Source organism: Altererythrobacter chaiwopuensis (genome assembly GCF_054957755.1).
This window is the reverse complement of the sequence record NZ_JBTXJG010000001.1, coordinates 1533378-1555291: the sequence shown is the minus strand read 5'-3', so window position 1 is coordinate 1555291 and position 21914 is coordinate 1533378. Positions and strand designations below refer to the sequence as shown.

Sequence of the window (21914 nt, the reverse complement as noted above, 5' to 3'; positions counted from 1 at the left end):
TGCCGCTGTTTGAGCGATTGACGCCAACGGGTCAATTACCCCCTTGCGAACGTAAGGTGTTTTATTCATATAAGACACATGTTCAATCTGATCTCTATCCTTATTGGTATCGTCTCGCTGGTGATCGTGATCCCGGCGCAAATCCCGCTGCTTGGCTGGGCCAACTGGCTTGCACTGCCCCTGGTCGCGATCGGCATCGTGATCGGTCAGCTATCGTCCAAGGATAGCGGGCGGAATTTCTGCCTGGTGGTGCTGCTGATCGCGGCCGTCAGGCTGATGATCGGCGGCGGCATTATTTAACCCAGCGGCCATTCAACGCCGGGCAAGCGCGAGCCGCGCCGCCTTGGCGAATAGTGTGGGCAGCCCCGCCTCGTCGATCCGCTCGACCGGCCACCACTCGCCCTCGCCCATGGGTTCACTATCGAGCCGCACTAGCTCCAGCGTCAGCGAAGCATGGGTAAAAACATGCCGCACCGCGCCAAGCGATTCTGCCTTGGCTGACGATGGCGCCTCGCCTGAGCCGTCTGCCTGCGCGCTCCAGCCGTCATCAGGCAAGGCGCGCATCCCGCCCAGCATGCCCTTACCCCGCCGGGTGACGAGCCACACCGCCCCTTCGCGCTCGATCCAGAAGGCGCGCCCGCGCCGCTCGGGCCTGGGCTTTTTAGCTGTCTTGCGTGGCAGCCGCGCCGGATCGCCCGCTGCCCACCCGGCGCATTGCACCGCCAGCGGGCAGAGCAGGCACCTGGGATCGCGCGAGGTGCATACCGTCGCGCCCAGATCCATCATCGCCTGCGCGAAATCGCCTGCGCGCTGCTTCGGAGTGATCTCCCCTGCCCGCTCGCGGATCGCCCCGCGGGCTGCCGGCAGCGGAGTGTCGATGGCGAACAGCCGCGCCACCACCCGCTCGACATTGGCATCGACCACCACGGCTGGCTCATCAAAGGCAATCGCCGCGATGGCAGCGGCGGTATAGGGCCCCAGCCCCGGCAATTGGCGCAATTCAGCCTCGGTTTGCGGAAAACCGCCCCGCGCGGCAACCTCGCGCGCGCATTTCACCAGATTGCGCGCCCGCGAGTAATAGCCCAGACCGGCCCAGGCGCCCATCACCTCGGCTTCGTCCGCAGCCGCCAGCGCCTCTATACTGGGCCATGTCGCGATGAATTTCGCGAAATAGGGCTTTACCGCCGCCACAGTGGTCTGTTGCAGCATCACTTCCGACAGCCACACGCGATAGGGCCAGGCCGCGTCGCCGGGCCGGGCCGCACCCGGCGGATTGCGCCAGGGCAGCTCGCGCGCATGGCGATCATACCAGTGGAGCAATGCCTCGGCGATGGTCATGGTGCTGGCAGTCACGCCCAGGCTATGGCATTGGCGGCGCTGCAATGGAACGGGACAAACCCAGTAAGCCCACAAGCAAGGGCACCAGGCGAACAGGGGCAAAGCCTTTCTCGCGGCCGCGCGGAGGATCGCCCAAGCCGATCGGTGAGCTGATGCCGCAGATCGGGCGAACGGCCTTTCGCCGCTTCGGCTTCGTGCAAAGCTCCATCGTTACCCGCTGGCCGGAGATCGTCGGGCCGGTTCATGCGCGGGTCTGTATGCCCGAAGCGATCCGCTTTCCGCCCGGCGAGAAGTCTGATGGAATTTTGCAACTGGTGGTAATCCCGGCCCACGCCCCGCTAATTCAGCAGGTGATTCCTGAAATCATGGAGCGGGTGAACCGTTTTTTCGGTTACAAGGCGGTGGCCAGGGTCAAATTACGGCAAGGAGAGGTTAAGCCTCCCCGTGCTGAAAAGTCGGCCAGGCCGCCACCATCGCTCAAGCCGATCCCGATGGAACTGGGGGATAGTTTGCGTGACATCGGCGATCCGGAACTGCGCGCAGTGCTTGAATCGCTTGCCCGAAGCATGGGTGACAAGGAGGACAAACAGACGTGAAGGCCATCAAGACAGCACTGTTGATTAGCGCATTTCTGATGACTGGGGGCTTTGCCCCCGACTGGTCGATCACCGTAGCGGAAACCGATGCTGGACATCTGATCGGCAATCCCGATGCGGAAACCAGGGTGGCCGAATATGTCAGCTACACCTGTTCCCACTGCGCCCAGTTCGCCCGCGACGGCGATCCGGCGCTGAAAATCCTCTATGTCCACACTGGCAAGGTTTCGGTGGAGGTGCGCCACATGCTGCGCGACCCGATCGACCTTACCGCCGCCATGCTGACCCATTGCGGCGACCCGCAGAAATTCCCGCTCAACCACGCGGCGATCATGCTCGGTCAGGACAAATGGATGCAGGTGGCGCGACAGGCGACGCCGGAACAGATGCGCCGCTGGTCCGACCCCGATCGCGCAGCGGCGCGCCGGGCAATTGCGGGCGATCTCGATTTCTATCAACTGATGGAAGGACGCGGCTATCGCATCACCGATCTGGACCGCTGCCTGGCCGACCCGGAGAAGGAAAGCGAACTGATCCAGGCTTCGCGCGCCGACACCGTGCGTCTGCAACTTCAGGGCACTCCCAGTTTCACCATCAATGACCGCTTGCTCGAAGGCGTGCATGGCTGGCCGAAACTGAAAGAGGCGCTCGATACGCATCTCACGACCAAGGCCGGCGATTCGCCCTGATCCAAGGAGCTGTGGAAAGCTCCCCCCCGCGCTTCACCCCCACACCCGCTTGGTATAGCCTCACCTGCTCGAGCCAAAGGACTCACATGAAAATGATCAAATCACGCGCTTTGCTTGCCACTTCGATTGCCGCTGGCCTGACACTGGCCCTTGCCGCCTGCAACGGCACCGAGGGTGAATCGGCCACGTTGGATGGTGACGCCATCGCAGCAATCCCCGCCCCGGATGGCCAGGAATGGACCGAGATGCTCGAAGCGACCGACAAGGGCGGTTATCGGATGGGCAATCCCGATGCGCCGATCAAGCTGATCGAATTTGCCGCGCTGAGCTGTTCGCACTGTGCCGATTTCGCGGAGGAAGGCTTCCCCTCATTGCGTGACGAATATGTGGCCAGCGGCCGGGTAAGCTATGAACTGCGCTATTTCATGCTCAACCCCTATGATGTGTCGGCCACGCTGCTGGCAACCTGCGGATCGCCCGAAGCGGTCATCGCGCTAAGCGAACAGTTCTGGGAATGGCAGCCCCAGATGTTCGCCAACTTGCAGGCCCTGGACGAAGCCACACAGCAATCATTGGGCAAGCTGCCACAGCAACAGCTCATCCCCGCGCTCGCGCAGGTCACGGGAATGACGGACTTTTTCGCTTCTCGCGGGATTCCCGCGGATCAGGCCAATGTCTGCCTGGCCGATGGAGAGAAAGCCAAAACTCTGGCTGACCAGACCACAGCGGCGGCAGAAGAATTCGAGGTCACCGGCACGCCCACTTTCGTGATCAACGGCCAGTCGATCGGTTCTATGAACTGGACCGGGCTCGAGGCGGCACTCCAGCGGGCCGGCGCTCGCTAAGCGCGCGAATACGGGAGACGATCTAGCGCGATGGAGATTCACCGGCTCAAGCTCAGCGGTTTCAAGAGCTTTGTAGAGCCGGCGGAATTGCGCGTGGAGCCCGGCCTGACCGGCGTGGTCGGCCCCAATGGCTGCGGCAAGTCCAACCTGCTCGAAGCGATCCGCTGGGTCATGGGCGAGAATTCGCCCAAGTCGATGCGTTCGGGCGGGATGGAGGACGTCATCTTTGCCGGGACGGAAGCGCGCCCGCCGCGCGACTTTGCCGAAGTGGTGCTGCAAGGGCGCGACGACGAAGGTGAAGAGCTTGAAGTCACCCGCCGGATCGAGCGCGGCGCGGGCAGCGCCTATCGCCTCAACGGGCGCGACGTGCGGGCCAAGGATGTCGCGCTGACCTTTGCCGATGCGGCAACTGGCGCGCATTCACCCGCACTCGTCAGCCAGGGCAAGATCGCCCAGGTCATTGCTGCCAAGCCGACTGAACGGCGCCAGATGCTGGAAGAAGCCGCCGGGATCGCGGGCCTGCATGTGCGGCGCCGGGACGCCGAAGGCAAGCTGCGCCAGACCGAGGCCAATTTGGCGCGGCTCGAAGATCTGATGGCAGGGCTGGACGCGCAAATGTCCACGCTGCGGCGGCAGGCCAAACAGGCCGAGCGTTACACCAAGCTATCAGCCGAAATCAAAGTGGCCGAAGCGCGGCTGCTCTTTGCCCGCTGGCGCGATGCCGCGCGCATGGCGGAAGAGGCGCGCGGCGCCGCGCAACAGGCCGATCAAGGCGTCGAGATCGCCAAACGGGCAGCCGACGAGGCCCAGAAAGAACAGGCAAAGGCCGCCAGGGCAGTGGCCGAAGCGCGCGACGAACTGGCTGACCGGCGCGACGATGCCAGCGCGCATGGCCACCGCATGGCCGCGCTGACCAGCCAGCTTGAGGCCGCCGAACAGCGGCTGGCGGATCTTGACCGGCAGAAGCAGCGGCTGGAGGAAGATCGCGGCGATGCCGGGCGGGTCACCAGCGATGCCGCCGAAGCGCTTGGCAAGTTGGAGCGCGAGATCGAAGCGAGTGCCAGGGCGCTGGCCGAGGACGAACAGCGCCGCCCCGAAATCGCCCGCCGCGCCGAAGAGGCTGAACGGGCAGCGCGCGCCGCCGAACTTGCACTGGCCAAGGCCACCGCCGACCATGCCGGGGTCGAGGCCGAATGGCGCGTAGCGGAGGCCGAAATCGCCCAGGCGCAGGCACGCTTGCGGCGGCTCGAGGATGATCGCACACGCCAGCAGCGTCAGCTGGAAGAACTCACCGCCAGCGGCGATCCTGTAGCTGCCGTCGAGGCCGCTCGCGCCGAGGCCGATGATGCCGCCAAGGTGCTGGCGGAACTGCGCGGCACACTCGAGGCCGGCCAGGCACGCAAGGCCGAACTTCAAACGCAGCGCGACGAGACAAGCGCCGCACTGTCCTCTGCCAGGGCAGAACTGGCCGGGGTCGAACGCGAGCACCAGGCTCTGGTGCGCGACCGCGAGGCGCGCGAACGCCAGGCCCAAAGCCGCGCCGGAATGCCTGCTGCGCTCGACAGGATCGCCGTTGCGCCCGGCTATGAGCGTGCGCTCGCCGCCGTACTCGGGCGTGACGGCAAATCGCCGCTGGGGCGCCCGGACGGCGACGGCGAAGGACGCTACTGGACCGGCGGCAAGGCTCCGGCCCCGCTGGCAGGCAGCCTGTTGCAGCATATCACCTCCTGCCCGGATGAATTGAGGCCGCGCCTTGCGTTGGTCCATTTCGCCGAGGCTGACGATGGGCGCACGCTTGGCCCCGGCGAGTGGCTGGTCACCCGCGCCGGGCACCTGCGGCGCTGGGACGGCTTCATTGCGCGCGGCGAAGGCGCGGCTGAGGCGGCCCGCCTCGAAGCCGCCAACCGCTTTGCCGAACTCGAACAGCAGCTTCCTGCGCTGAGACAGGCGCTGGATGCCGCCGAGCAGGCCGAAGCCGCTGTGCGCGAGGAACTGGGCAAGCTGCAGACCGATCTCGTCGCTCACGAACGGGCGCTGGCGCAGGCTGCCGATGACGAACGCCAGGCCTTGCGTGCTCTCGACCAGGCAGAGGCGGCGCGCGACCGCCATGCCGGGCGCAGCCGCGAACTCGACGAGGCGCTGGCATTGTCAGCCGAGGAAATCGCCGCAGCCCGCCGCGAGGTGGTCGCTGCCGAGGCGAAACGCGGTGAACTGCCCTCGCCAGACCGCGGCCGCGCCACGCTTGAAGCTGCTCAAGCTCGCAACGAGGCCGCCCGGAGCGGCGTGCAGGCGAGCGCCGCCGAGCTTGCCGGGCATGACCAGTCGCTGGCGGTGGCCCGCGAAAGGCTTGCGGCGCAGCGCAGCGACAAGTCCAATTGGGAGGCACGCTCGGGCGAGGCGGCGCGGCGCATGGCGGAAGTCGCCCGGCGGCTTGAGGAAATCGACGAAGAACGCGCGGTGGTCGCGGCCAAGCCTGCAGGCTTGATGGCCGAGATCGAGCAGGGTGATGCAATGCGCGAAAAGCTCGGCAAGGAACTGGCACAGGCCGAAGGCGTGGTGGCCGAGACGCAAGCCGCGCTCGACGCTGCCGACCGTACCTTTGCCGAGGCCAACGAAGCGCTCGCCACCCAGCGCGAAGCGCGCGCAGGCCTTACTGCGCGGGCCGAGAACGAAGAGGCACGCCGCGGCGAAATGGCGCGTATTTCGGGCGAACGTTTCCAGTGCCCACCCCCCCTGCTGGCCGACAGGTTCGATTTCGAGCCAGGGAACATCAAGGATGCCGCTGCCGAATCCGAAGCGATGGATCAGCTTGTCGCCAGCCGCGAGCGGATCGGCCCGGTCAACCTCGTCGCGGCCGAGGAACTGAACCGGATCGAGCAAGAACACGGCGCCAGCGCCACCGAACAGGCCGAGCTGGCCGAAGCGGTCAACCGTCTGCGCGGCTCAATCGGCAATCTCAACCGCGAAGGCCGCGAGCGGCTGCGCGCAGCGTTCGAGGAGGTCGACGGTCACTTCCGCAAGCTCTTCACCCGGCTGTTCGAAGGCGGCCAGGCACATCTTGCGCTGGTCGATAGTGATGACCCGCTTGAGGCCGGGCTGGAAATCTACGCCCAGCCGCCGGGCAAACGCTTGCAAAGCCTCAGCCTGCTATCGGGGGGCGAGCAGGCGCTCACCGCTACCGCGCTGATTTTCGCGCTGTTCCTGACCAATCCGGCGCCGATTTGCGTGCTCGACGAGGTAGATGCGCCATTGGACGATGCGAATATCGAGCGCTTCTGCAGCCTGCTCGATTCCATGGTTCAGGATACGGCGACACGCTATCTGATCGTAACCCACAATGCCGTGACGATGAGCCGCATGCACCGCCTGTTCGGCGTAACGATGGCGGAAAAGGGCGTCAGCCGCCTGGTCAGCGTGGATCTGGGCGAAGCCGAACTGATGGCCGCGGAGTAGCCGCGCACCGCAGGTTCAGGCAGCCAGTGCCGCTTCCAGCCGTGCGCGGATAGCTTTCAACCGGGGCAGCAATTCTTCCGTACCGCCAGCTTGTGAAACGGCAGGCGCTGGCTCCCTCATTGGCGGGTGCGGCGCCTTGTCTTCAAGGATGGCCGCCCTGGCACCCTTGAGCGTATAGCCCTGGCGGTTGACCAGCCGGTCGATCAACTCGACCAGCGCCACATCCTCAGGCCGGTAATAACGCCGTCCGCCGCTGCGCTTCAATGGCTTGAGCATCGGGAACTGCTGCTCCCAATAGCGCAAAACATGCTGCTTGATGCCAAGCGCATCGCTCACTTCGCCGATAGTCCTGAGCGCCGACGGATCCTTGCCATCTTCGAAGGCGGCGGACATCGGTTCAGCTGCCCTTTGCTATCCGCTCTTTCAAGAGCTGGCTGGCACGGAACGTCAGCACCCGCCGCGGCGTAATCGGAACTTCGATCCCGGTTTTGGGATTGCGGCCGATCCGCTCGCGCTTGTCACGCAGCACAAAGGTGCCGAAACCGGATATCTTGACGTTCTCGCCCGTTTCGAGCGCCTTGGACATTTTCTCCAGAATCGCTTCGACCATGTCGAGTGATTCGGCGCGAGAAAATCCCATCTTGCGATTGATTGTCTCGGCCAGGTCCGAGCGTGTAAGCGTGCCTACCGAACGCATCATGCGCTATCTCCCAAAATTTGCTCGGCGACCCTTATTGCCAGTGTGTATTATTTTCGAGGAAGCTTTGCAAATCACGCACTTGTATGGCGCAATCTTGTTCACATGCGCACGAGGCTGGCGCCCCATGTAAACCCGCCGCCCATGGCCTCGAACATTACCAGATCGCCCGGCTTGATACGCCCATCCTTGCGCGCGACATCGAACGCCAGCGGCACCGATGCAGCCGAGGTGTTGGCGTGGCGATCGACCGTGACAATCACCTTGTCCGCTGCAATTCCCAGCTTCTTCGCGGTTGCATCGAGGATGCGCTTGTTTGCCTGGTGGGGGACAACCCAGTCGATTTGATCCGATGAAAGCCCTGCATCTTCAATGGCTTCACGCAGAACCTCTGCCAAGTTGACAACCGCATGGCGGAACACCTCGCGCCCCTTCATGCGCACATGGCCAACCGTCTGCGTGGTCGATGGCCCGCCGTCGACATAGAGCAGATCATGGCACGAGCCATCGGCATGAAGCCGCGTGACGATGATGCCGGGCGCGTCCTTCGCGCTGCTTTCCACAGCTTCCAGCACCACTGCGCCGGCACCGTCGCCAAACAGCACGCAAGTGGTGCGATCTTCCCAGTCGAGTATCCGGCTGAAAGTTTCCGCACCGATCACCAGCGCGCGATTCGCAAGGCCTGTTCGCAACATCGAGTCGGCAGTGGCGAGCGCATAGAGAAACCCCGAACAGACCGCCGCAACGTCGAAGGCGATCCCGCCGTTGCAGCCGAGCGCGTTCTGCACCTTGGTGGCGGTAGCCGGGAAGGTATTATCGGGCGTGGCGGTTGCCAGCACGATCAGATCGATGTCTGAAGCATCAATGCCCGCATCGGCCAGCGCCGCACGTGCCGCATCGGTTGCCAGCGTTGCCGTGGTTTCGCCTTCGCCCGCAATGTAGCGCTGGCGGATTCCGGTGCGCTCGACGATCCACTCGTCGCTGGTGTCAACTTTTTCGGCCAGATCGGCATTGGTCACAACATTGGCCGGAAGCGCCGAACCGCTGCCGCGAATGACAGAGCGGATCACTTTACCTGCCCCATTGCATCGCCGCCATTTGCGGGCGGTGTGCGCAAGCGGCCTTCACCCAGTTCGGCCAGATCCTGCGCAATGCGGGCGGTCAGATCGTTCTCCAGCAGCCGCGCTGTCACCGCAACGGCATTGGCAACGCCGGTTGCATTGGCACTGCCATGGCTCTTCACCACCACTCCGTTGAGGCCCAGGAATACCGCCCCATTGTGATTGTTCGGATCTAGGTGATGCTTGAGCAGTTCGGTGGCTGGACGTGAAACGAGAAACCCGATCTTGGAGCGCAGCGAGCTGGTGAAGGCATTGCGCAAAAGATCGGTTACGAAGCGTGCGGCGCCCTCGATCGCCTTCAATGCGATATTGCCAGAGAAACCGTCTGTCACCACGACATCCACTTCGCCCCGATTGATCTTGTCGCTTTCAACGAAGCCATCAAACCGCAGCGCCAGGCTGCCCGCTGCCTGTTGCAGAACGGCGGCGGCATCGCGCAGCGCCTCGGTGCCCTTGATCTCTTCGGTGCCGATATTGAGCAGCCGCACGCGCGGGCTGTCAAAGCCGTTGACGATCCGCGAATAGGCGGCGCCCATCACCGCGAATTGCACCAGATTGCGCGCATCCGCATCGGTATTGGCGCCCAGATCGAGCATGACCACGTCATGCTCTTCCAGCGTGGGCAGCAGCGCGGCAAGCGCAGGCCGGTCAATCCCTGGCATGGTGCGTAGCGCCAGCTTGCTCATCGCCATCAATGCCCCGGTGTTGCCCGCGCTCACAGCCGCGCCGGCATCGCCCTGTTTCACAGCATTGATTGCCAGGCCCATCGATGTGGTCTTTGCGCGGCGCAATGCGCGGCTGGGCAGTTCATCGCCGCCCACTACATCATCACAATGCAGGATTTCGGAAGCACCACGCATGTTGGGGTGATCATCGAGCGCGCGCTTGATCCGCGTCTCGTCACCCACCAGCAGAAACTGGAACGAATCGTGGCTACGCCGCGCGAGGGCGGCGCCCTCGATCATCACGCGAACGCCTTCGTCGCCGCCCATCGCATCAATCGCGATACGCGGCAGACTCATTCCCGATTCTCCAACTCAGCGGTGCTTAAAGGCCGACCGCGACAACCTCGCGACCATTGTAATAGCCGCAGTGCGGGCACAGATTGTGCGGCCGCTTGAGCTCACCACAGTTCGAGCATTCATGGAATGCTTCAACCTTCAGCGAATCATGTGCGCGGCGGTTGCCACGGCGATGGGGTGATACTTTTCTCTTGGGGACAGCCATTGCGGCACCTGTTCCTCAAATAAATCAACAAAATCGTGGGCCGCTCTAAGGCAAGGACCACGGACGCACAAGTCACTCGTGTGCGGCGTGGTGCCCGACCATGGCGGGAAGCCGCGCGCTATAGCGTATATTTCTTCCGTTGCAACCCGTGGCTGCACCGCATAGCAAAGGGGCAGACCAAGAGGGGGGAAATTATGTCGATTCTAGTGCCTGTTACGTTGTCTTCTGCCGCTGCAGCCGCCGTTCTGGCTGTGTGGCTGATGATCCGGGTGGGTCAGGTGCGCATGTCGGAAAAGGTCAGCGTGGGCGATGGCGGAAACGAAAAGGTCATCCGCCGCATGCGCGCGCATGCCAATTTTGTCGAGAGCGCGCCGTTTGTAGTGCTGCTGATTGGCGCGATCGAGCTGACCGGAAAGGGCGACGCCTGGCTTGCCTATGTCGCGGGCGCCTATTTCATCGGCCGAATCCTGCACGGATTCGGGATGGAAGGCGGGGAGCTCGGCTGGGGCCGCTCGGTTGGCATCATTGTAACAATGCTCACCCTTCTCGGCCTGGCGGTGGTCGCGGTGCTAATATTGATGAGAATTATGTAAGCGCGTTCTGCTGGGTTGATACCAATGTCTGATTTCCTGAAAGTTCTGGCTGCGTGCCTGCTGGTTTTCTGCGGGGCAAATGCGCAAGCGCAACCTGACGTGCGATTCTCGATCAAGGAAGGCCGGATCGACAATCACTTCTTCCGGGAAGGTCCGATTGCCGCACACTTGCTGACCCGCTCGGGCGAAGATGCAAGGCTGGTGATTGCCTTTCCTGCGGGCAATAGCGGGGTCGGCCTATGGCTTGGCGAGCCGGTGCAATGGCGGCTGGTCGCGCCGCTCAAGCCACATGCGGAATCTCTGCCTGATGGCTCGATCCGGCGCGGGATCACTGCCGAACTGGAGATTGACGCGCGCTCGGTCACCATCAACCGTGCCCTGCTTGGCAGCGTGCGGGTGCTGCGCGATCACGGATATGGCAATCCGATACCGCCCGAAGTCGAGACGGAACCGCAGATTTCGCAGCAAGGCGTCACATGGCAGCGGCGCAGGCTCGACGGGGCTGCCGGCTATGCGATGACACTGAGCCTGCACGGCGGCACAGTGACGGAAGATGGCGGCGCGATCACCTTGACTTCGCGCGGGCCGAAGCTGCGCATGGTGGTGACGGGCCTGACCGGCGATGAACCGCTCACTCCGCTGACCGAGGCGGAAATCTTCAAAAGCGCTTCGGGCGATGCGCGGCTGCGCGATGCGGTGACATTCCTGTCCTACCGCGAGAAGCTGCTGGCCGGATCTTGGCGGTTCAACACCTATTTCGGGCGCGACACGCTGATGACGCTCAGCCTCATGCTACCGCAACTCAAGCCTGCCGCGATCGAAGCCGAGCTTGGCGCGGTGATCGAACGGCTCAACCCGCAGGGCGAGGTCGCCCACGAAGAAGGCGTGGGAGAATTCGCGCTGATCGGGCGGCCGGGGCACGATGCGCGCGTGCCGGTGCTCGATTATGCCATGGTCGATGACGATTTCATGCTTGGCCCCGTGGTTGCGGCCTATCTGCTCGACACGCCCGAGGGGCGAGAGCGCGCCGCGAGCTTCCTTGCCCGCAAGGCGCCTTCGGGCCGCAGTTATGGCGAACTGCTGGAGCGGAACCTCGGTTTCGTCCGCGCCAGCGCTCGCCCCTTTGCCCAGCAGCAAAGCTATGAGCACCTGGTTGCGCTCAAGCCGGGCAAGACAGTGGGCGATTGGCGCGACAGCACCACCGGGTTGGGTGGTGACGGCCGGTACTCCTTCAGCGTCAATGCCGCGCTGGTTCCCGCCGCGCTCGACGCCGTGGTGCGGCTGGAAGAGAGCGGACTGCTCGAACCCTTTGGGCCGAGCAATGCAGATTCGGCGGAAGATGCGGATCTGGCGCGGATCTGGGCCACGGCGGCGCCCCGGCTTTTCGCGGTCAACGTGCCCGGCGGCGAGGCGGCCACACTGCGCGATGCCTATGCGCGAAACCTCGGAATCGGAGCAGTGCAATCAGGTGCGGGAGCGGTGGAATATCTCGCGCTGGCGCTCGACGAAGCCGGCAAACCGCTCAGCGTGATGCATTCGGATATCGGTTTCATGCTGCTGTTCAACCGGCCTGATGACGCCCTGATCCAGCTGGCGCTGGGTGAGGCCATGCGCCGCTTTCCCGCGGGGCTGATGACAGAGGCGGGTATGGTGGTGGCCAACCCCGCGCTGGCAGAGCCCGAGCGCGCGGCACAATTCGATAACAGCCGCTATCACGGCGCAGTGGTATGGTCATGGCATCACGGCCTGCTCAAATCGGGGATCGCCTGCCAGTTGCAGCGCAGCGACCTTACGCAGGAAACGCGGGCACTGCTCGAGCAGGCGAGCCACCAAATCGCGCGCGCAATTGATGACACCGCCGAATTGCAGGCGAGCGAGCTGTGGTCATGGCGCTATCGTGACGGCAAGTTCGAGATGCTGCCATTTGGGCAGGCACTCGGGCACGAAACCGAATCGAATGCCGCCCAGCTATGGAGCGCGGTGGCGCTGGGCGGTGAGCCGCTCTGCCCTGCAGCGCCGTGACAAAGGCGGCGCCAGGCTGCGCAGCCCTTTATCCCAGCGCGTAGTCGCTCACGAACGCGTTGGTCTTGCGTTCCTGGCCAAATGTGCTGGTCGGCCCGTGGCCAGGGATGAACATCACGTCCTCGCCCAGTGGCCATAGCCGCTGGGTAATCGAATCGATCAGGTCCTGATGATTGCCCTTGGGAAAATCGGTCCGCCCGATCGAGCCCTGGAACAGCACGTCACCCACGATCGCAAAGCGGCTGGGTTTGTGGAAGAACACGACATGGCCGGGGGTGTGACCGGGGCAGTGGATCACGTCGAGCGTGAGTTCGCCTACCGTCACCGTGTCGCCATGCTTGAGCCAGCGGTTGGGCTCGAAAGTTTTCGCCTCCATCCCCCAGCGCTTGCCGTCATCGTCAAGCTGCGCGATCCAGAAGCGGTCATCCTCATGCGGGCCTTCGATTGGCAGGCCCAGTTCCTCCGCCAGCATGCCCGCCTGCCCGCAATGATCGAGATGGCCGTGCGTGATCAGGATCTTTTCCAGCGTCACACCTGCCTTGGAAATCGCGGCCTTGAGCTTGTCCAAATCGCCGCCGGGGTCGACCAGCGCCCCGCGCATGGTCCTGGTGCACCAGATCAGCGAGCAGTTCTGCTGCAGCGGCGTAACAGGCAGGATCGCGGCGCGCATTGGGGGCATGGGTTTGGGCGTGTCGTTCATTCGCTGGATGTGGCCGCCATCGGGTGTTAATGCAAGCATGCCGGGTCGCTTTCGGAGGGAATTGCTCATGGCAATAAGGAAAGCAGCTTTGGATTTCTTTGATGCGTGTGAAACCGGAAAAGGGTGGGACGTGTGCAAGCAATGGTGCACATCCGACGCCACCTTTAGCGCTCAGGCAGATGCGCTGGCTGGCGTCACGACACTCGAAGGCTACACCAATTGGATGCACAGCATGGGCGCTCCTCTCCCCGATGCAAGGTATGAAATGCTGTCATTCGGGGTGGACGAGGACCGCGGATCAGTCTGTGCCGCAGCGACGTTCAAGGCAACCCATACCGGTGAAGGCGGCCCTGTGCCGGCGACAGGAAAATCGACTGCTTCCCACTATTGCTATGTGATCGAATTCAGCGGCGACAAGATCAGCAACATGGTGAAAATCTGGAACGACGGGTTTGCCTTGCGCGAACTTGGCTGGACCTAGATACGCCCGCCCTTCCACACAACCCGGCCGACGATCTCGACTTCCTCGGCGCTCACCTCGACCGGCGGATAGGCAAGATTCTGCGATAGTAATGCCAGCCGCCCCTGCCCTTGCGATGCCACGCGTTTCACCATCAGCGTATCGCCCAGCCGCACCACATGCACCCCGTCGCGGAACGGGCGCGGGCTCCGGTCGACCAGGATCTCGTCGCCATCGCGCAGCAGCGGCTCCATGCTGTCACCCTCCACCGTGATCGCGGAAAGCTGCGCGCCCTCCAGGCCCTGCTCGGCGAGCCAGCGACGCGAAAAGCGGAAGGTGTCGAACGGCGTTTCTGCATATGGCAGCGCCCCCGGCCCGGCGGACGCGCCCACATCGACCCGCGGCACCTCGACCCAGTCGGCGCGCAGCGGTGCTGCACGGGATTTCACGTAGGATTTTTCCTGCACGCCCGGCTCGCGGCCACCCAGTTCGGCCTCATCCACGCCGAAGAATGTCGCCAATACGCGCCGGTCCTGCTCCTCCAGCTTGCGGGGGCTGCCCTTGCGGATAAATTGCTGCAAATAGCTGGGGTTGCGCCCGATCATGTCCGACAGTGAGGCCAGGCTGATCCCGCCCGCCTGCGCCAGTGCGAGCAGGTTTTCGCGCTCATCCTTGCCTGTGCCCATCGCTCGATTCCTCAACTTATGTGAAATTTCCTATAGCATAGGATTTTTCCTAGACAAGTAGGATTTCAGATGGAACGACGCGTGAACACAATCACTGATTCGCCATTGACTCGCAGATGATGAGGGGACGCCATGCTGATCCGAACGATCGAAAATTTTCTCCGCCAGCACAAAATGGCCGCGACCAAATTCGGCCGCCTTGCCGCGCACGATCCGCGCTTTGTGCTTGACCTGCGCATGGGCCGCATCCCGCGCCCCGGCACCGAGGCGCGCGTGCGCAATTGGATGCAGCGCTACACGCCCGATGCGGTTCCCGCAGCCTTTGAAATCAAGGGCCGCGAATTCGGAGGCTATGCCCATGCGCGCTGAATTCATCGACTTTCCGGGATTCGAAACCAAGGCCCGCCGCTATCACCCGCGCCGCACCACGGGTGACCGGCTGCACGAAGCCGTGCTGATGCTGGCCGAGGCGCAGGCGAGCCTGCTGAGCCATCAGGAGACACCCTGGGCCAGCATCACCTTTTCCGGCTCGCGCCATGAGATCATGCTCAGTTTCGAAGGGCCGGAAGCGGTGGCGGCGGGCGAGCGCTTTATCGCCGCCCTGCCCGATCATGAATTCGCGATCCCCGGGCAATTGGTTGCCGATGCCACGATCAGCCAAGTCGATCATCAGCTGATTCCCGGCCCGCGCATAGTGGTGACGACGGTCTTGCTGCTGCTGGAAGAGGCCTAGGTGCCTAATACCCCAGCTTGGGATCGAAGCGCGGTTCCACCGGCTCGCCCTTGAGCCATCGCTCGAGATTGACGAGGAAGCGATCGGCGGAGCACAGGAACATCTTGTCTTGCGCGCGGCCCGAAAGGTGCATGGTCACATGCGCGTTATCGAGCGACCACAGCGGATGCTCAGGCGGCAGCGGCTCGGGTGTGGTGACATCGAGGAACGCCCCGCCGATGCGCTTTTGCTCCAGCGCCTCGACCAGTGCAGCCTGATCGATCACCGCACCGCGTGCGATGTTGACGATCACCGCATCGCTTTTCATTGCGGCAAGCTCATCCGCGCCGATCATGCCGTCGGTCTCCAGCGTGGCGGGAACCGCCAGGATCACCCAGTCGAATTCGCTCAGTTTGCTGCGCCATTCATCCGGCGTCAGCACGCCTTCACCGCCGCTGCGGCGCACCACGCTCACTTCGACATCGAAGGCTTCGAGCCGCGGCTTGATCAGCTTGCCGATCGCGCCATAGCCCAGCAGCAGCGCCTTGCTGCCCGCCAGCTCGCGTTTGCCGGGGCTGTCGAGCAGCCATTCATGGCGATCCTGCGCGCGCACGACATCGCGGTAACCCTTGGCGATGTTGAGCATGCCCATCACGACGTATTCGGCGATGGTCAGCGCGTTGATCCCCGCCCCGTTGGTCACGGTAATGCCGCGTTCGATCAGCACATCCATCGGCAGGAAATCGAGCCCGGCGTAGATAGAATTGAGCCATTTGAGCTTGGTCGCCGCGCGCAGCGTTTCCGCCATCGCCTCCTGCTCATACATGTCGAACCAGCCGATTTCGGCATCGGGCACAGCCTCGAGCGCCTCTTCCTTGGTCATGAACCAGCGCACGTCGAGCCCTTCGGGCAGTCGCGGTTCGAGCAGTGGGCGGATAAGGCCGGAAAGCGCGAGTGTGGTCATCTGTTGTCCTTCGTCGTCATTGCGAGGAGCCCATGAACGCAGTGAAAGGGCGACGCGGCAATCCATGACTCAAGCGAGCGCCCAAGTGCAAGGTCAGCCGATGGATTGCTTCGCCTGCGGCTCGCAATGACGAAAATTGAGGTTCATGCAAGTTTCCACTCCCAGCCGAGCGGATCGCCGTCCATCACCTCGACGCCCTTGGCGGCAAGGTCGTCGCGGATAGCATCGCTGGTGGCAAAATCCTTGGCCGCGCGGGCCTCCTTGCGCTTGGCGAGCGCGGTTTCGATTTCGTCCTCGGTGATCTGAGTGGACTTGGGGCGGATGCGAAGATCGGTGCGGGTGAGGTCGATCAGGTTCAGACCAAGGACGAAGTCCATCCGGGCAACCGCTGACAAGATACAATTGCTATCCCCCCGCTTGAGCGCGAGACATTCATCAAGGGCGGTCAGGGCGTCCGCAGTATTCAAATCATTGGCAAGGGCAGCATCGAATCGCTCGAGAAGAGCGACTGTTTCGCCGTTGCGTTCCCACGCATCGCCATATACCGGACCGCCCGTTTCCTCGTGGATGGCCCACCACTTCCTGACCGCCATCACCATCCGCTTTAGCCGCGTCAGCGCCGCGCCAAGCCCTTCCCACGAAAACTCCAGCTCGCTGCGGTAATGCGCCTGCAGGCACATCATCCGGTAGGCGAGCGGGTGATAGCCCTTGTCGATCAGCAATTGCAGCCGCAGGAATTCGCCGCTGGATTTCGACATTTTCCCGGACCGCTCGACCAGGAAGTTGTTGTGCATCCAGATGCGCGCACCGGAATTCTCCGCCACGTCCAAGCCATTGGTGCAGCAGTACGCCTGGTTCTGCGCGATCTCGTTCGGGTGATGGATTTCGCGGTGGTCGATCCCGCCGGTGTGGATATCGAACGGAAAGCCGAGCAGCTTGCCGCCCATCACCGAGCATTCCAGATGCCAGCCCGGCGCGCCGCGGCCCCACGGGCTGTCCCACTCCATCTGGCGCTTCTCGCCCGGCGGAGTCTTGCGCCAGATGGCGAAATCGGCGGCGTTGCGCTTGCCCTCGACAGCGTCGATCCGGCCCTCACCCTCCTCGGTATGCGCGCGCGCCAGCCGCCCATAATCATCGACGGTCGAAACGTCGAAATAGAGCCCGCTATCGAGTTCGTAGCAGTGCTTGGGTGCAATCTGCTTCGCGAATTCGAGCATCTCGTCAATGTAATCGGTCGCCACTGACCATTTGGCCGGCTCGCGGATATTGAGCGCCTTTACGTCGGCCCAATAGGCCTCGGTATAGTGGCGGGCGATGTCCCAGATTGACTGCGCCTTCTCCGCCGCCGCCTTCTCCAGCTTGTCCTCGCCGCTATCCGCATCGTCGGTCAGGTGGCCGACATCGGTGATGTTGATCACATGGGTGAGCTTGTAGCCCTTCCAGCTGAGCGTGCGCCCCAGCACATCGGCGAACACATAGGCGCGCATATTGCCGATGTGCGGATAGTTGTAGACCGTGGGGCCGCAGGTATAGACGCGCGCCTCACCCGAATGGACGGGCTGGAAAGTTTCCAGCTTGCGGGTCAGGCTGTTGAAGAGCTTCAGTTCAGACATGTTGGCGGGCTTTGGCGCGACAATGCCTTGCGGTCAATTCCTCGTCATTGCGAGCCGAAGGCGAAGCAATCCAGATTCTGCTGTCGCAACAAATCCAGGCGTTAGAAAATGGATCGCCACGTCGCCTGCGGCTCCTCGCGATGACGCAGGTGAAGTTACTCCCAACCTTCCCAGCGTATGCTTTCTTCCAGCGGAGCACGCGGCACGGTGAACGTGTTCACTGGCGCATCGGGGTCACGATAGCCGATAGCCACACCGCAGAAAAAGGTGTGATCTTCAGGGATGGTCACGACTTCGCGAATCTGCGGCGAATAAACCGCCCATGCCTCCTGGAAGCAGGTGTCCAGCCCTTCCTCGCGGCACAGCAGGCCAATGGTCTGGAGCCACATGCCGATGTCGCTCCATTGCGGCGGGCCCATGTATTTCGGCGTGTGCACCAGCATCAGCACAGGCGCGCCGAAGGCACGGAAATTCTCGGCAAACCACATCAGCCGCCTGCCCTTGTCCTCGCGCGGGATATCGAGCGCGGCATAGAGCGCTTCGCCTACGCCGAAGCGGCGCTCTTCATAGGTGCCGTCAAGCTCGGGCGGGTAGATATGGTATTCGGGCCTGTGCGCCTCACGCCCCTTGGGAAATTCCTGCGCGATCCGGGCGAAGAGCCGCTGCATCGGTTCGCCGGTCAGCACTGCGGCGTTCCACGGCTGGGTATTGCCGCCCGACGGGGCGCGCTGCGCCTGTTCGAGCACGCGGGAGAGCGTGGCACGATCGACCGGCTTGTCCAGAAACTTGCGAACGGATCGGCGCGACTGGACGGCTTCGGTTACGTTCATCTGCTTCTCTCATCCTCGAACAATTCGGCCAGCTGCTCGATGATCGTGCCGCCGAGCTGCTCGACATCCATGATCGTCACCGCGCGGCGATAATAGCGCGTCACATCATGCCCGATACCGATCGCCACCAGCTGCACCGGCGAGGCCTTCTCGATCCACTCGATCACCTTGCGCAGATGGCTTTCGAGATAGCCGGCCGAATTGACCGACAGAGTGCTATCATCCACCGGGGCGCCATCCGAAATCACCATCAGGATGCGGCGTTCCTCGCGCCGCGCGACCAGCCGGTTATGCGCCCACAACAGCGCTTCGCCGTCGATGTTTTCCTTGAGCAACCCCTCGCGCATCATCAGGCCGAGATTACGGCGCGCGCGGCGCCATGGCTCGTCAGCCTTCTTGTAGATGATATGCCTGAGATCATTGAGCCTGCCCGGCTGCGGCGGCTTGCCATCGGCCAGCCATTTCTCGCGGCTTTGCCCGCCCTTCCACGCACGCGTAGTAAAGCCGAGGATCTCGGTCTTGACCCCGCAGCGTTCGAGCGTGCGAGCCAGGATATCGGCGCTGATCGCGGCAATGCTGATCGGGCGCCCGCGCATACTGCCCGAATTGTCGATCAGCAGTGTGACGATAGTGTCCTTGAACTCGACATCGCGTTCGACCTTGTAGGCGAGCGCGGTGCCGGGCGTGATGATAACCCGCGAAAGGCGCGCGGCATCGATCACCCCGTCATCCTGATCGAAATCCCAGCTGCGGTTCTGCTGTGCCATCAACCGCCGCTGGAGCCGGTTGGCGAGCCTTGTGACGACACCCTGAAGGCCGGTGAGCTGGCTGTCGAGATAGGCGCGCAGCCGGTCAAGTTCTTCATTGTCGCACAGTTCGGCGGCGGGCACTTCTTCGTCAAACTGAGTGGTATAGGCGTGGTAATCGAAGCCATCGGGAATCTCGCCATGCGGCCGGTTGGGGCGCACCGGCATCATGCCTTCGTCACCCTCCTCGCCTGCCTCACCGTCCTGCATCTCCTGCTCGGACGACATTTCGGTTTCGCCTTCGCCGTCTGAATCGCCGTCGGTCATTTCGCCGGCCATTTCGGCGGCCTGCGGATCGCCCTCGCCCTGGTCCTGTTCGCCGTCCTCCTGGTCTTCGTCCTGGCCGTCCTCGTCGTCACCCTCGTCATTATCGGCTGCGTCGGGCACATCGGAGGGATGCGTGAGGTCGAGATGTTCGAGCATGTCGAGGCTCAACGCCTGAAACGCCTTCTGATCGGTGAGCGACTGCGCCAGCGCATCGAAATCGTCCCCGATGCGATCCTCGATGAAACCGCGCACCAGCTCTACCCCGGCGCGGGCGCGTTCGGGCACCGGCTCGCCGGTCAACCGTTCGCGCAGCATCAGCGACAGCGCGGTTTGCAGCGGCACGTCATCAGCACTTTGCGCACGCGAAATCGGGTCAGAGGCAACGCGCATCTCGGTGGCATGATCGAGATTGGCCTTCACCCCGCCGAAGCGGCTGGCGCCCAGTGCCTCGTAACGCACCCGTTCAATCGCATCATAGCAGGCGCGCGCCGTTGCCTCTGGCGGGGCCTTGCGGCCATGCATGTCTGCGTTGTGATGGCGCAGCCTGAGCGCGAAACTGTCAGCAAAACCGCGCGCCTCGGCCACTTGGTCAGGCGGCAGATTGCGCCCGGGCAAAGGCACGCGGAAGTTCTTCCCGCTCGAAGAGGGCGCATCCGCGCTCCACGCAACTTCGACCTCCGCCTCGCGCGCAATCGCACGGGCGGCACCAGTCAACGCCGCCTTGAACTTATCGAGAGGTGTTTCTTCCGCCATTCAATCCAAAGCTCACCCTGTGTGAGTTCCTGCGAAAACAGGAACCCATTGAAAGCGTCCGCCAATCAACTGGACTCCGGCTTCCGACGGAGATCACACGACATCAGATTATGCTCTGCCCGGTCGCCTGCCAGTCCTTCAGGAAGCCTTCAATCCCCTTATCTGTCAGGACATGCTTGAACAGTGCCTTGATCACCGCGGGCGGCGCGGTCATCACGTCCGCGCCAATCTTTGCAGCCTCGAGCACATGGGTGACGTGGCGCACACTGGCGACGAGGATTTCGGTTTCAAATGCGTAATTGTCATAGATCAGGCGAATGTCGCTGATCAGTTCCATCCCATCAACGCCATTGTCGTCATGCCGCCCGACGAAGGGCGAAACGAAAGTCGCCCCCGCCTTCGCCGCCAGCAGCGCCTGGTTCGCGCTGAAGCATAGCGTGACGTTGACCATCGTGCCCTCGCCGGTCAGCGCCTTGCAGGTCTTCAGCCCGTCAATCGTCAGCGGCACCTTGATGCAGACATTGTCTGCAATCTTGCGCAGCACTTCCGCCTCTTTCATCATCGTCGCATGATCGAGCGCGACCACTTCGGCGCTCACCGGGCCATCGACAATTGCGCAGATCTCGCGGGTGACTTCCATGAAGTCGCGCCCTGATTTGGCGATCAGGCTGGGATTGGTGGTAACGCCATCGAGCAGGCCGGTAGCGGCCAATTCCTTGATGTCGTCGATTTCGGCTGTGTCGGCAAAGAATTTCATGGGTTGGCTCCGGGATGTGCGATTCCCGAAAAGCTTTAGCGAGCCTGTGCCGCTGCCGCCACCCTTCCTCTTTGGATGCCGGCGCTAGGGTAAGTTCCCGGCCCCGAACACGCCGATAATCATCGGGTCGTTCGTGCTACGCGGATCGGCGCGGATCGCCGCCTCCTCATTGCCGATCTCGTCCCAGATCGCATCATTGACCCGGCCTGCCAGGCGACTTGCCACGCCGCTGGCATTGGTGCCGCTAAGCGCGTCGATCAACCGGCCTACCAGCGGGTCGGAAGCGATCTCGATTGCGCGGCCGAGCTCAGGCACCATTGCCTCGATCAGCCGACCGCCCATCTCGCCCTGGAGATATTGCGTGGCCGCGCGCGGCCCCCCGCGCACCAACGCCACCGCATTCTCAATCCCGATCACCCGCACGGCATCCGCCACCAGCGGTGCAGCCCGGTAGGAGCCTTCGATCGCGACATCGGCAAAGGCATGTTCCAGCCGGCGCTTGAACAGCGCCGAGGTGAGAATGTCGCTTAGCACGTCACCGCGTGTGCCCAGTAGATTGCCCAAACCCACCCGTGCCACCTGTGCGTCCCAGTATCCACCGGGTTCCGTCATCCGGGCGAAGGCGCGTTCGCTCGACAGCAGCAGCATTCGGCGGATCGCCTCGGTCAGGCTGAAGCGGGGCGTAGTGGCGCAGCCTGGCAATACCAGCACGGTCGCGCCTGCCGCGGCCCCGCCCAGAAAGCCACGCCGGCCCAACCTAAGGTCAATTGAAGCGTTCATATCCT

Annotated in this window: 24 protein-coding genes; 10 read left to right on the top strand and 14 right to left on the bottom strand. The window is 63.2% G+C overall.

What is annotated here, in order from left to right:
* Positions 1–78 precede the first annotated feature (78 nt).
* Positions 79–300, top strand: a complete 222-nt coding sequence (locus ACX2DJ_RS07710; protein ID WP_462571883.1) for a hypothetical protein — start codon at positions 79–81, stop codon at positions 298–300.
* Between the two features lie 12 nt (positions 301–312).
* On the opposite strand, the gene ACX2DJ_RS07705 is transcribed toward ACX2DJ_RS07710, so the two are convergent.
* Positions 313–1338 carry an A/G-specific adenine glycosylase gene (locus tag ACX2DJ_RS07705; protein WP_462572570.1) on the bottom strand — a complete coding sequence of 342 codons (1026 nt, stop codon included), beginning with the start codon at positions 1336–1338 and terminating at the stop codon, positions 313–315.
* 44 nt (positions 1339–1382) lie between these two features.
* On the opposite strand from ACX2DJ_RS07705, the gene ACX2DJ_RS07700 reads away from it, so the two are divergent.
* The 4 genes from ACX2DJ_RS07700 (at position 1383) to ACX2DJ_RS07685 (ending at position 6921) form a co-directional block, all read left to right on the top strand.
* Positions 1383–1934, top strand: a complete 552-nt coding sequence (locus ACX2DJ_RS07700) for a DUF721 domain-containing protein (RefSeq protein ID WP_462571882.1) — start codon at positions 1383–1385, stop codon at positions 1932–1934.
* Positions 1931–2623, top strand: a complete 693-nt coding sequence (locus ACX2DJ_RS07695; RefSeq protein WP_462571881.1) for a DsbA family protein — start codon at positions 1931–1933, stop codon at positions 2621–2623. Before ACX2DJ_RS07700 ends, ACX2DJ_RS07695 begins: the two co-directional genes overlap by 4 nt.
* An 86-nt stretch (positions 2624–2709) precedes the next feature.
* Positions 2710–3468: a DsbA family protein gene (locus ACX2DJ_RS07690; protein ID WP_462571880.1), complete on the top strand. Its 759-nt coding sequence runs from the start codon at positions 2710–2712 to the stop codon at positions 3466–3468.
* Between the two features lie 30 nt (positions 3469–3498).
* Entirely contained in the window at positions 3499–6921 is a 3423-nt protein-coding gene (locus ACX2DJ_RS07685; RefSeq protein WP_462571878.1) for a chromosome segregation SMC family protein, read from the top strand.
* A 15-nt stretch (positions 6922–6936) separates the two neighbouring features.
* Here ACX2DJ_RS07685 and ACX2DJ_RS07680 read toward each other — a convergent pair whose 3' ends face one another.
* The 5 genes from ACX2DJ_RS07680 to rpmF all read right to left on the bottom strand — a co-directional run bounded on the left by ACX2DJ_RS07680 (position 6937) and on the right by rpmF (position 9966).
* Positions 6937–7314, bottom strand: coding sequence for a MerR family transcriptional regulator (locus ACX2DJ_RS07680; protein WP_462571877.1), 378 nt, complete (start codon positions 7312–7314; stop codon positions 6937–6939).
* Between the two features lie 4 nt (positions 7315–7318).
* Positions 7319–7621, bottom strand: coding sequence for an integration host factor subunit alpha (locus tag ACX2DJ_RS07675; RefSeq protein WP_462571875.1), 303 nt, complete (start codon positions 7619–7621; stop codon positions 7319–7321).
* A gap of 98 nt (positions 7622–7719) precedes the next feature.
* A complete protein-coding gene (locus ACX2DJ_RS07670) occupies positions 7720–8688 on the bottom strand; it encodes a beta-ketoacyl-ACP synthase III (RefSeq protein ID WP_462571874.1) in 969 nt (322 codons plus the stop codon).
* Positions 8685–9761 carry a phosphate acyltransferase PlsX gene (plsX, locus tag ACX2DJ_RS07665; protein WP_462571873.1) on the bottom strand — a complete coding sequence of 359 codons (1077 nt, stop codon included), beginning with the start codon at positions 9759–9761 and terminating at the stop codon, positions 8685–8687. The genes ACX2DJ_RS07670 and plsX overlap by 4 nt, the downstream gene beginning before the upstream one ends.
* Positions 9762–9786: 25 nt before the next feature.
* Positions 9787–9966, bottom strand: coding sequence for a 50S ribosomal protein L32 (gene rpmF, locus ACX2DJ_RS07660; protein ID WP_165197281.1), 180 nt, complete (start codon positions 9964–9966; stop codon positions 9787–9789).
* Between the two features lie 194 nt (positions 9967–10160).
* On the opposite strand from rpmF, the gene ACX2DJ_RS07655 reads away from it, so the two are divergent.
* Both ACX2DJ_RS07655 and ACX2DJ_RS07650 read left to right on the top strand, forming a co-directional pair.
* The gene (locus tag ACX2DJ_RS07655) at positions 10161–10559 is read left to right on the top strand and encodes an MAPEG family protein (RefSeq protein ID WP_462571872.1); all 399 of its coding nucleotides are present in this window, start codon (positions 10161–10163) and stop codon (positions 10557–10559) included.
* Between the two features lie 24 nt (positions 10560–10583).
* Complete coding sequence (locus ACX2DJ_RS07650) at positions 10584–12581, top strand: hypothetical protein (RefSeq protein WP_462571871.1); 1998 nt, start codon at positions 10584–10586, stop codon at positions 12579–12581.
* 28 nt (positions 12582–12609) lie between these two features.
* On the opposite strand, the gene ACX2DJ_RS07645 is transcribed toward ACX2DJ_RS07650, so the two are convergent.
* A complete protein-coding gene (locus tag ACX2DJ_RS07645; RefSeq protein ID WP_462572569.1) occupies positions 12610–13251 on the bottom strand; it encodes an MBL fold metallo-hydrolase in 642 nt (213 codons plus the stop codon).
* 7 nt (positions 13252–13258) lie between these two features.
* On the opposite strand from ACX2DJ_RS07645, the gene ACX2DJ_RS07640 reads away from it, so the two are divergent.
* Positions 13259–13762 carry an ester cyclase gene (locus tag ACX2DJ_RS07640; protein WP_462571870.1) on the top strand — a complete coding sequence of 168 codons (504 nt, stop codon included), beginning with the start codon at positions 13259–13261 and terminating at the stop codon, positions 13760–13762.
* Here ACX2DJ_RS07640 and ACX2DJ_RS07635 read toward each other — a convergent pair.
* Positions 13759–14427 (bottom strand): S24 family peptidase, encoded by a 669-nt coding sequence (locus ACX2DJ_RS07635; RefSeq protein ID WP_462571869.1) that lies wholly within the window; start codon positions 14425–14427, stop codon positions 13759–13761. The two genes, ACX2DJ_RS07640 and ACX2DJ_RS07635, sit on opposite strands and share 4 nt — an antisense overlap.
* Before the next feature lie 174 nt (positions 14428–14601).
* On the opposite strand from ACX2DJ_RS07635, the gene ACX2DJ_RS07630 reads away from it, so the two are divergent.
* A complete protein-coding gene (locus ACX2DJ_RS07630) occupies positions 14602–14796 on the top strand; it encodes a hypothetical protein (protein ID WP_462571868.1) in 195 nt (64 codons plus the stop codon).
* Positions 14786–15160 (top strand): hypothetical protein, encoded by a 375-nt coding sequence (locus ACX2DJ_RS07625; RefSeq protein WP_462571867.1) that lies wholly within the window; start codon positions 14786–14788, stop codon positions 15158–15160. Before ACX2DJ_RS07630 ends, ACX2DJ_RS07625 begins: the two co-directional genes overlap by 11 nt.
* A gap of 4 nt (positions 15161–15164) precedes the next feature.
* Here ACX2DJ_RS07625 and ACX2DJ_RS07620 read toward each other — a convergent pair whose 3' ends face one another.
* The 6 genes from ACX2DJ_RS07620 to ACX2DJ_RS07595 form a co-directional block, all read right to left on the bottom strand.
* Positions 15165–16103, bottom strand: coding sequence for a D-2-hydroxyacid dehydrogenase (locus tag ACX2DJ_RS07620; RefSeq protein WP_462571866.1), 939 nt, complete (start codon positions 16101–16103; stop codon positions 15165–15167).
* Positions 16104–16246: 143 nt separating this feature from the next.
* Positions 16247–17716 carry a cysteine--tRNA ligase gene (gene cysS, locus ACX2DJ_RS07615; RefSeq protein ID WP_462571865.1) on the bottom strand — a complete coding sequence of 490 codons (1470 nt, stop codon included), beginning with the start codon at positions 17714–17716 and terminating at the stop codon, positions 16247–16249.
* A 155-nt stretch (positions 17717–17871) separates the two neighbouring features.
* Positions 17872–18546 (bottom strand): nitroreductase, encoded by a 675-nt coding sequence (locus tag ACX2DJ_RS07610; RefSeq protein ID WP_462571864.1) that lies wholly within the window; start codon positions 18544–18546, stop codon positions 17872–17874.
* Positions 18543–20372, bottom strand: coding sequence for a cobaltochelatase subunit CobT (cobT, locus tag ACX2DJ_RS07605; protein ID WP_462571863.1), 1830 nt, complete (start codon positions 20370–20372; stop codon positions 18543–18545). Before cobT ends, ACX2DJ_RS07610 begins: the two co-directional genes overlap by 4 nt.
* 103 nt (positions 20373–20475) lie before the next feature.
* Positions 20476–21129, bottom strand: coding sequence for a fructose-6-phosphate aldolase (fsa, locus tag ACX2DJ_RS07600; protein WP_462571862.1), 654 nt, complete (start codon positions 21127–21129; stop codon positions 20476–20478).
* Between the two features lie 84 nt (positions 21130–21213).
* Complete coding sequence (locus ACX2DJ_RS07595) at positions 21214–21909, bottom strand: DUF4197 domain-containing protein (protein WP_462571861.1); 696 nt, start codon at positions 21907–21909, stop codon at positions 21214–21216.
* Between the last annotated feature and the right edge of the window lie 5 nt (positions 21910–21914).

Bases quoted from the DNA above. Each gene is read 5' to 3' on its own strand.
- ACX2DJ_RS07710 (WP_462571883.1), top strand. From the start codon at position 79: ATGTTCAATCTGATCTCTATCCTTATTGGTATCGTCTCGCTGGTGATC.
- ACX2DJ_RS07705 (WP_462572570.1), bottom strand. From the start codon at position 1,338: ATGACCATCGCCGAGGCATTGCTCCACTGGTATGATCGCCATGCGCGC.
- ACX2DJ_RS07700 (WP_462571882.1), top strand. From the start codon at position 1,383: ATGGAACGGGACAAACCCAGTAAGCCCACAAGCAAGGGCACCAGGCGA.
- ACX2DJ_RS07690 (WP_462571880.1), top strand. From the start codon at position 2,710: ATGAAAATGATCAAATCACGCGCTTTGCTTGCCACTTCGATTGCCGCT.
- ACX2DJ_RS07685 (WP_462571878.1), top strand. From the start codon at position 3,499: ATGGAGATTCACCGGCTCAAGCTCAGCGGTTTCAAGAGCTTTGTAGAG.
- ACX2DJ_RS07680 (WP_462571877.1), bottom strand. From the start codon at position 7,314: ATGTCCGCCGCCTTCGAAGATGGCAAGGATCCGTCGGCGCTCAGGACT.
- ACX2DJ_RS07675 (WP_462571875.1), bottom strand. From the start codon at position 7,621: ATGATGCGTTCGGTAGGCACGCTTACACGCTCGGACCTGGCCGAGACA.
- plsX (WP_462571873.1), bottom strand. From the start codon at position 9,761: ATGAGTCTGCCGCGTATCGCGATTGATGCGATGGGCGGCGACGAAGGC.
- rpmF (WP_165197281.1), bottom strand. From the start codon at position 9,966: ATGGCTGTCCCCAAGAGAAAAGTATCACCCCATCGCCGTGGCAACCGC.
- ACX2DJ_RS07655 (WP_462571872.1), top strand. From the start codon at position 10,161: ATGTCGATTCTAGTGCCTGTTACGTTGTCTTCTGCCGCTGCAGCCGCC.
- ACX2DJ_RS07650 (WP_462571871.1), top strand. From the start codon at position 10,584: ATGTCTGATTTCCTGAAAGTTCTGGCTGCGTGCCTGCTGGTTTTCTGC.
- ACX2DJ_RS07645 (WP_462572569.1), bottom strand. From the start codon at position 13,251: ATGCGCGCCGCGATCCTGCCTGTTACGCCGCTGCAGCAGAACTGCTCG.
- ACX2DJ_RS07640 (WP_462571870.1), top strand. From the start codon at position 13,259: ATGGGTTTGGGCGTGTCGTTCATTCGCTGGATGTGGCCGCCATCGGGT.
- ACX2DJ_RS07635 (WP_462571869.1), bottom strand. From the start codon at position 14,427: ATGGGCACAGGCAAGGATGAGCGCGAAAACCTGCTCGCACTGGCGCAG.
- ACX2DJ_RS07630 (WP_462571868.1), top strand. From the start codon at position 14,602: ATGGCCGCGACCAAATTCGGCCGCCTTGCCGCGCACGATCCGCGCTTT.
- ACX2DJ_RS07625 (WP_462571867.1), top strand. From the start codon at position 14,786: ATGCGCGCTGAATTCATCGACTTTCCGGGATTCGAAACCAAGGCCCGC.
- ACX2DJ_RS07620 (WP_462571866.1), bottom strand. From the start codon at position 16,103: ATGACCACACTCGCGCTTTCCGGCCTTATCCGCCCACTGCTCGAACCG.
- cysS (WP_462571865.1), bottom strand. From the start codon at position 17,716: ATGTCTGAACTGAAGCTCTTCAACAGCCTGACCCGCAAGCTGGAAACT.
- ACX2DJ_RS07610 (WP_462571864.1), bottom strand. From the start codon at position 18,546: ATGAACGTAACCGAAGCCGTCCAGTCGCGCCGATCCGTTCGCAAGTTT.
- cobT (WP_462571863.1), bottom strand. From the start codon at position 20,372: ATGGCGGAAGAAACACCTCTCGATAAGTTCAAGGCGGCGTTGACTGGT.
- fsa (WP_462571862.1), bottom strand. From the start codon at position 21,129: ATGAAATTCTTTGCCGACACAGCCGAAATCGACGACATCAAGGAATTG.
- ACX2DJ_RS07595 (WP_462571861.1), bottom strand. From the start codon at position 21,909: ATGAACGCTTCAATTGACCTTAGGTTGGGCCGGCGTGGCTTTCTGGGC.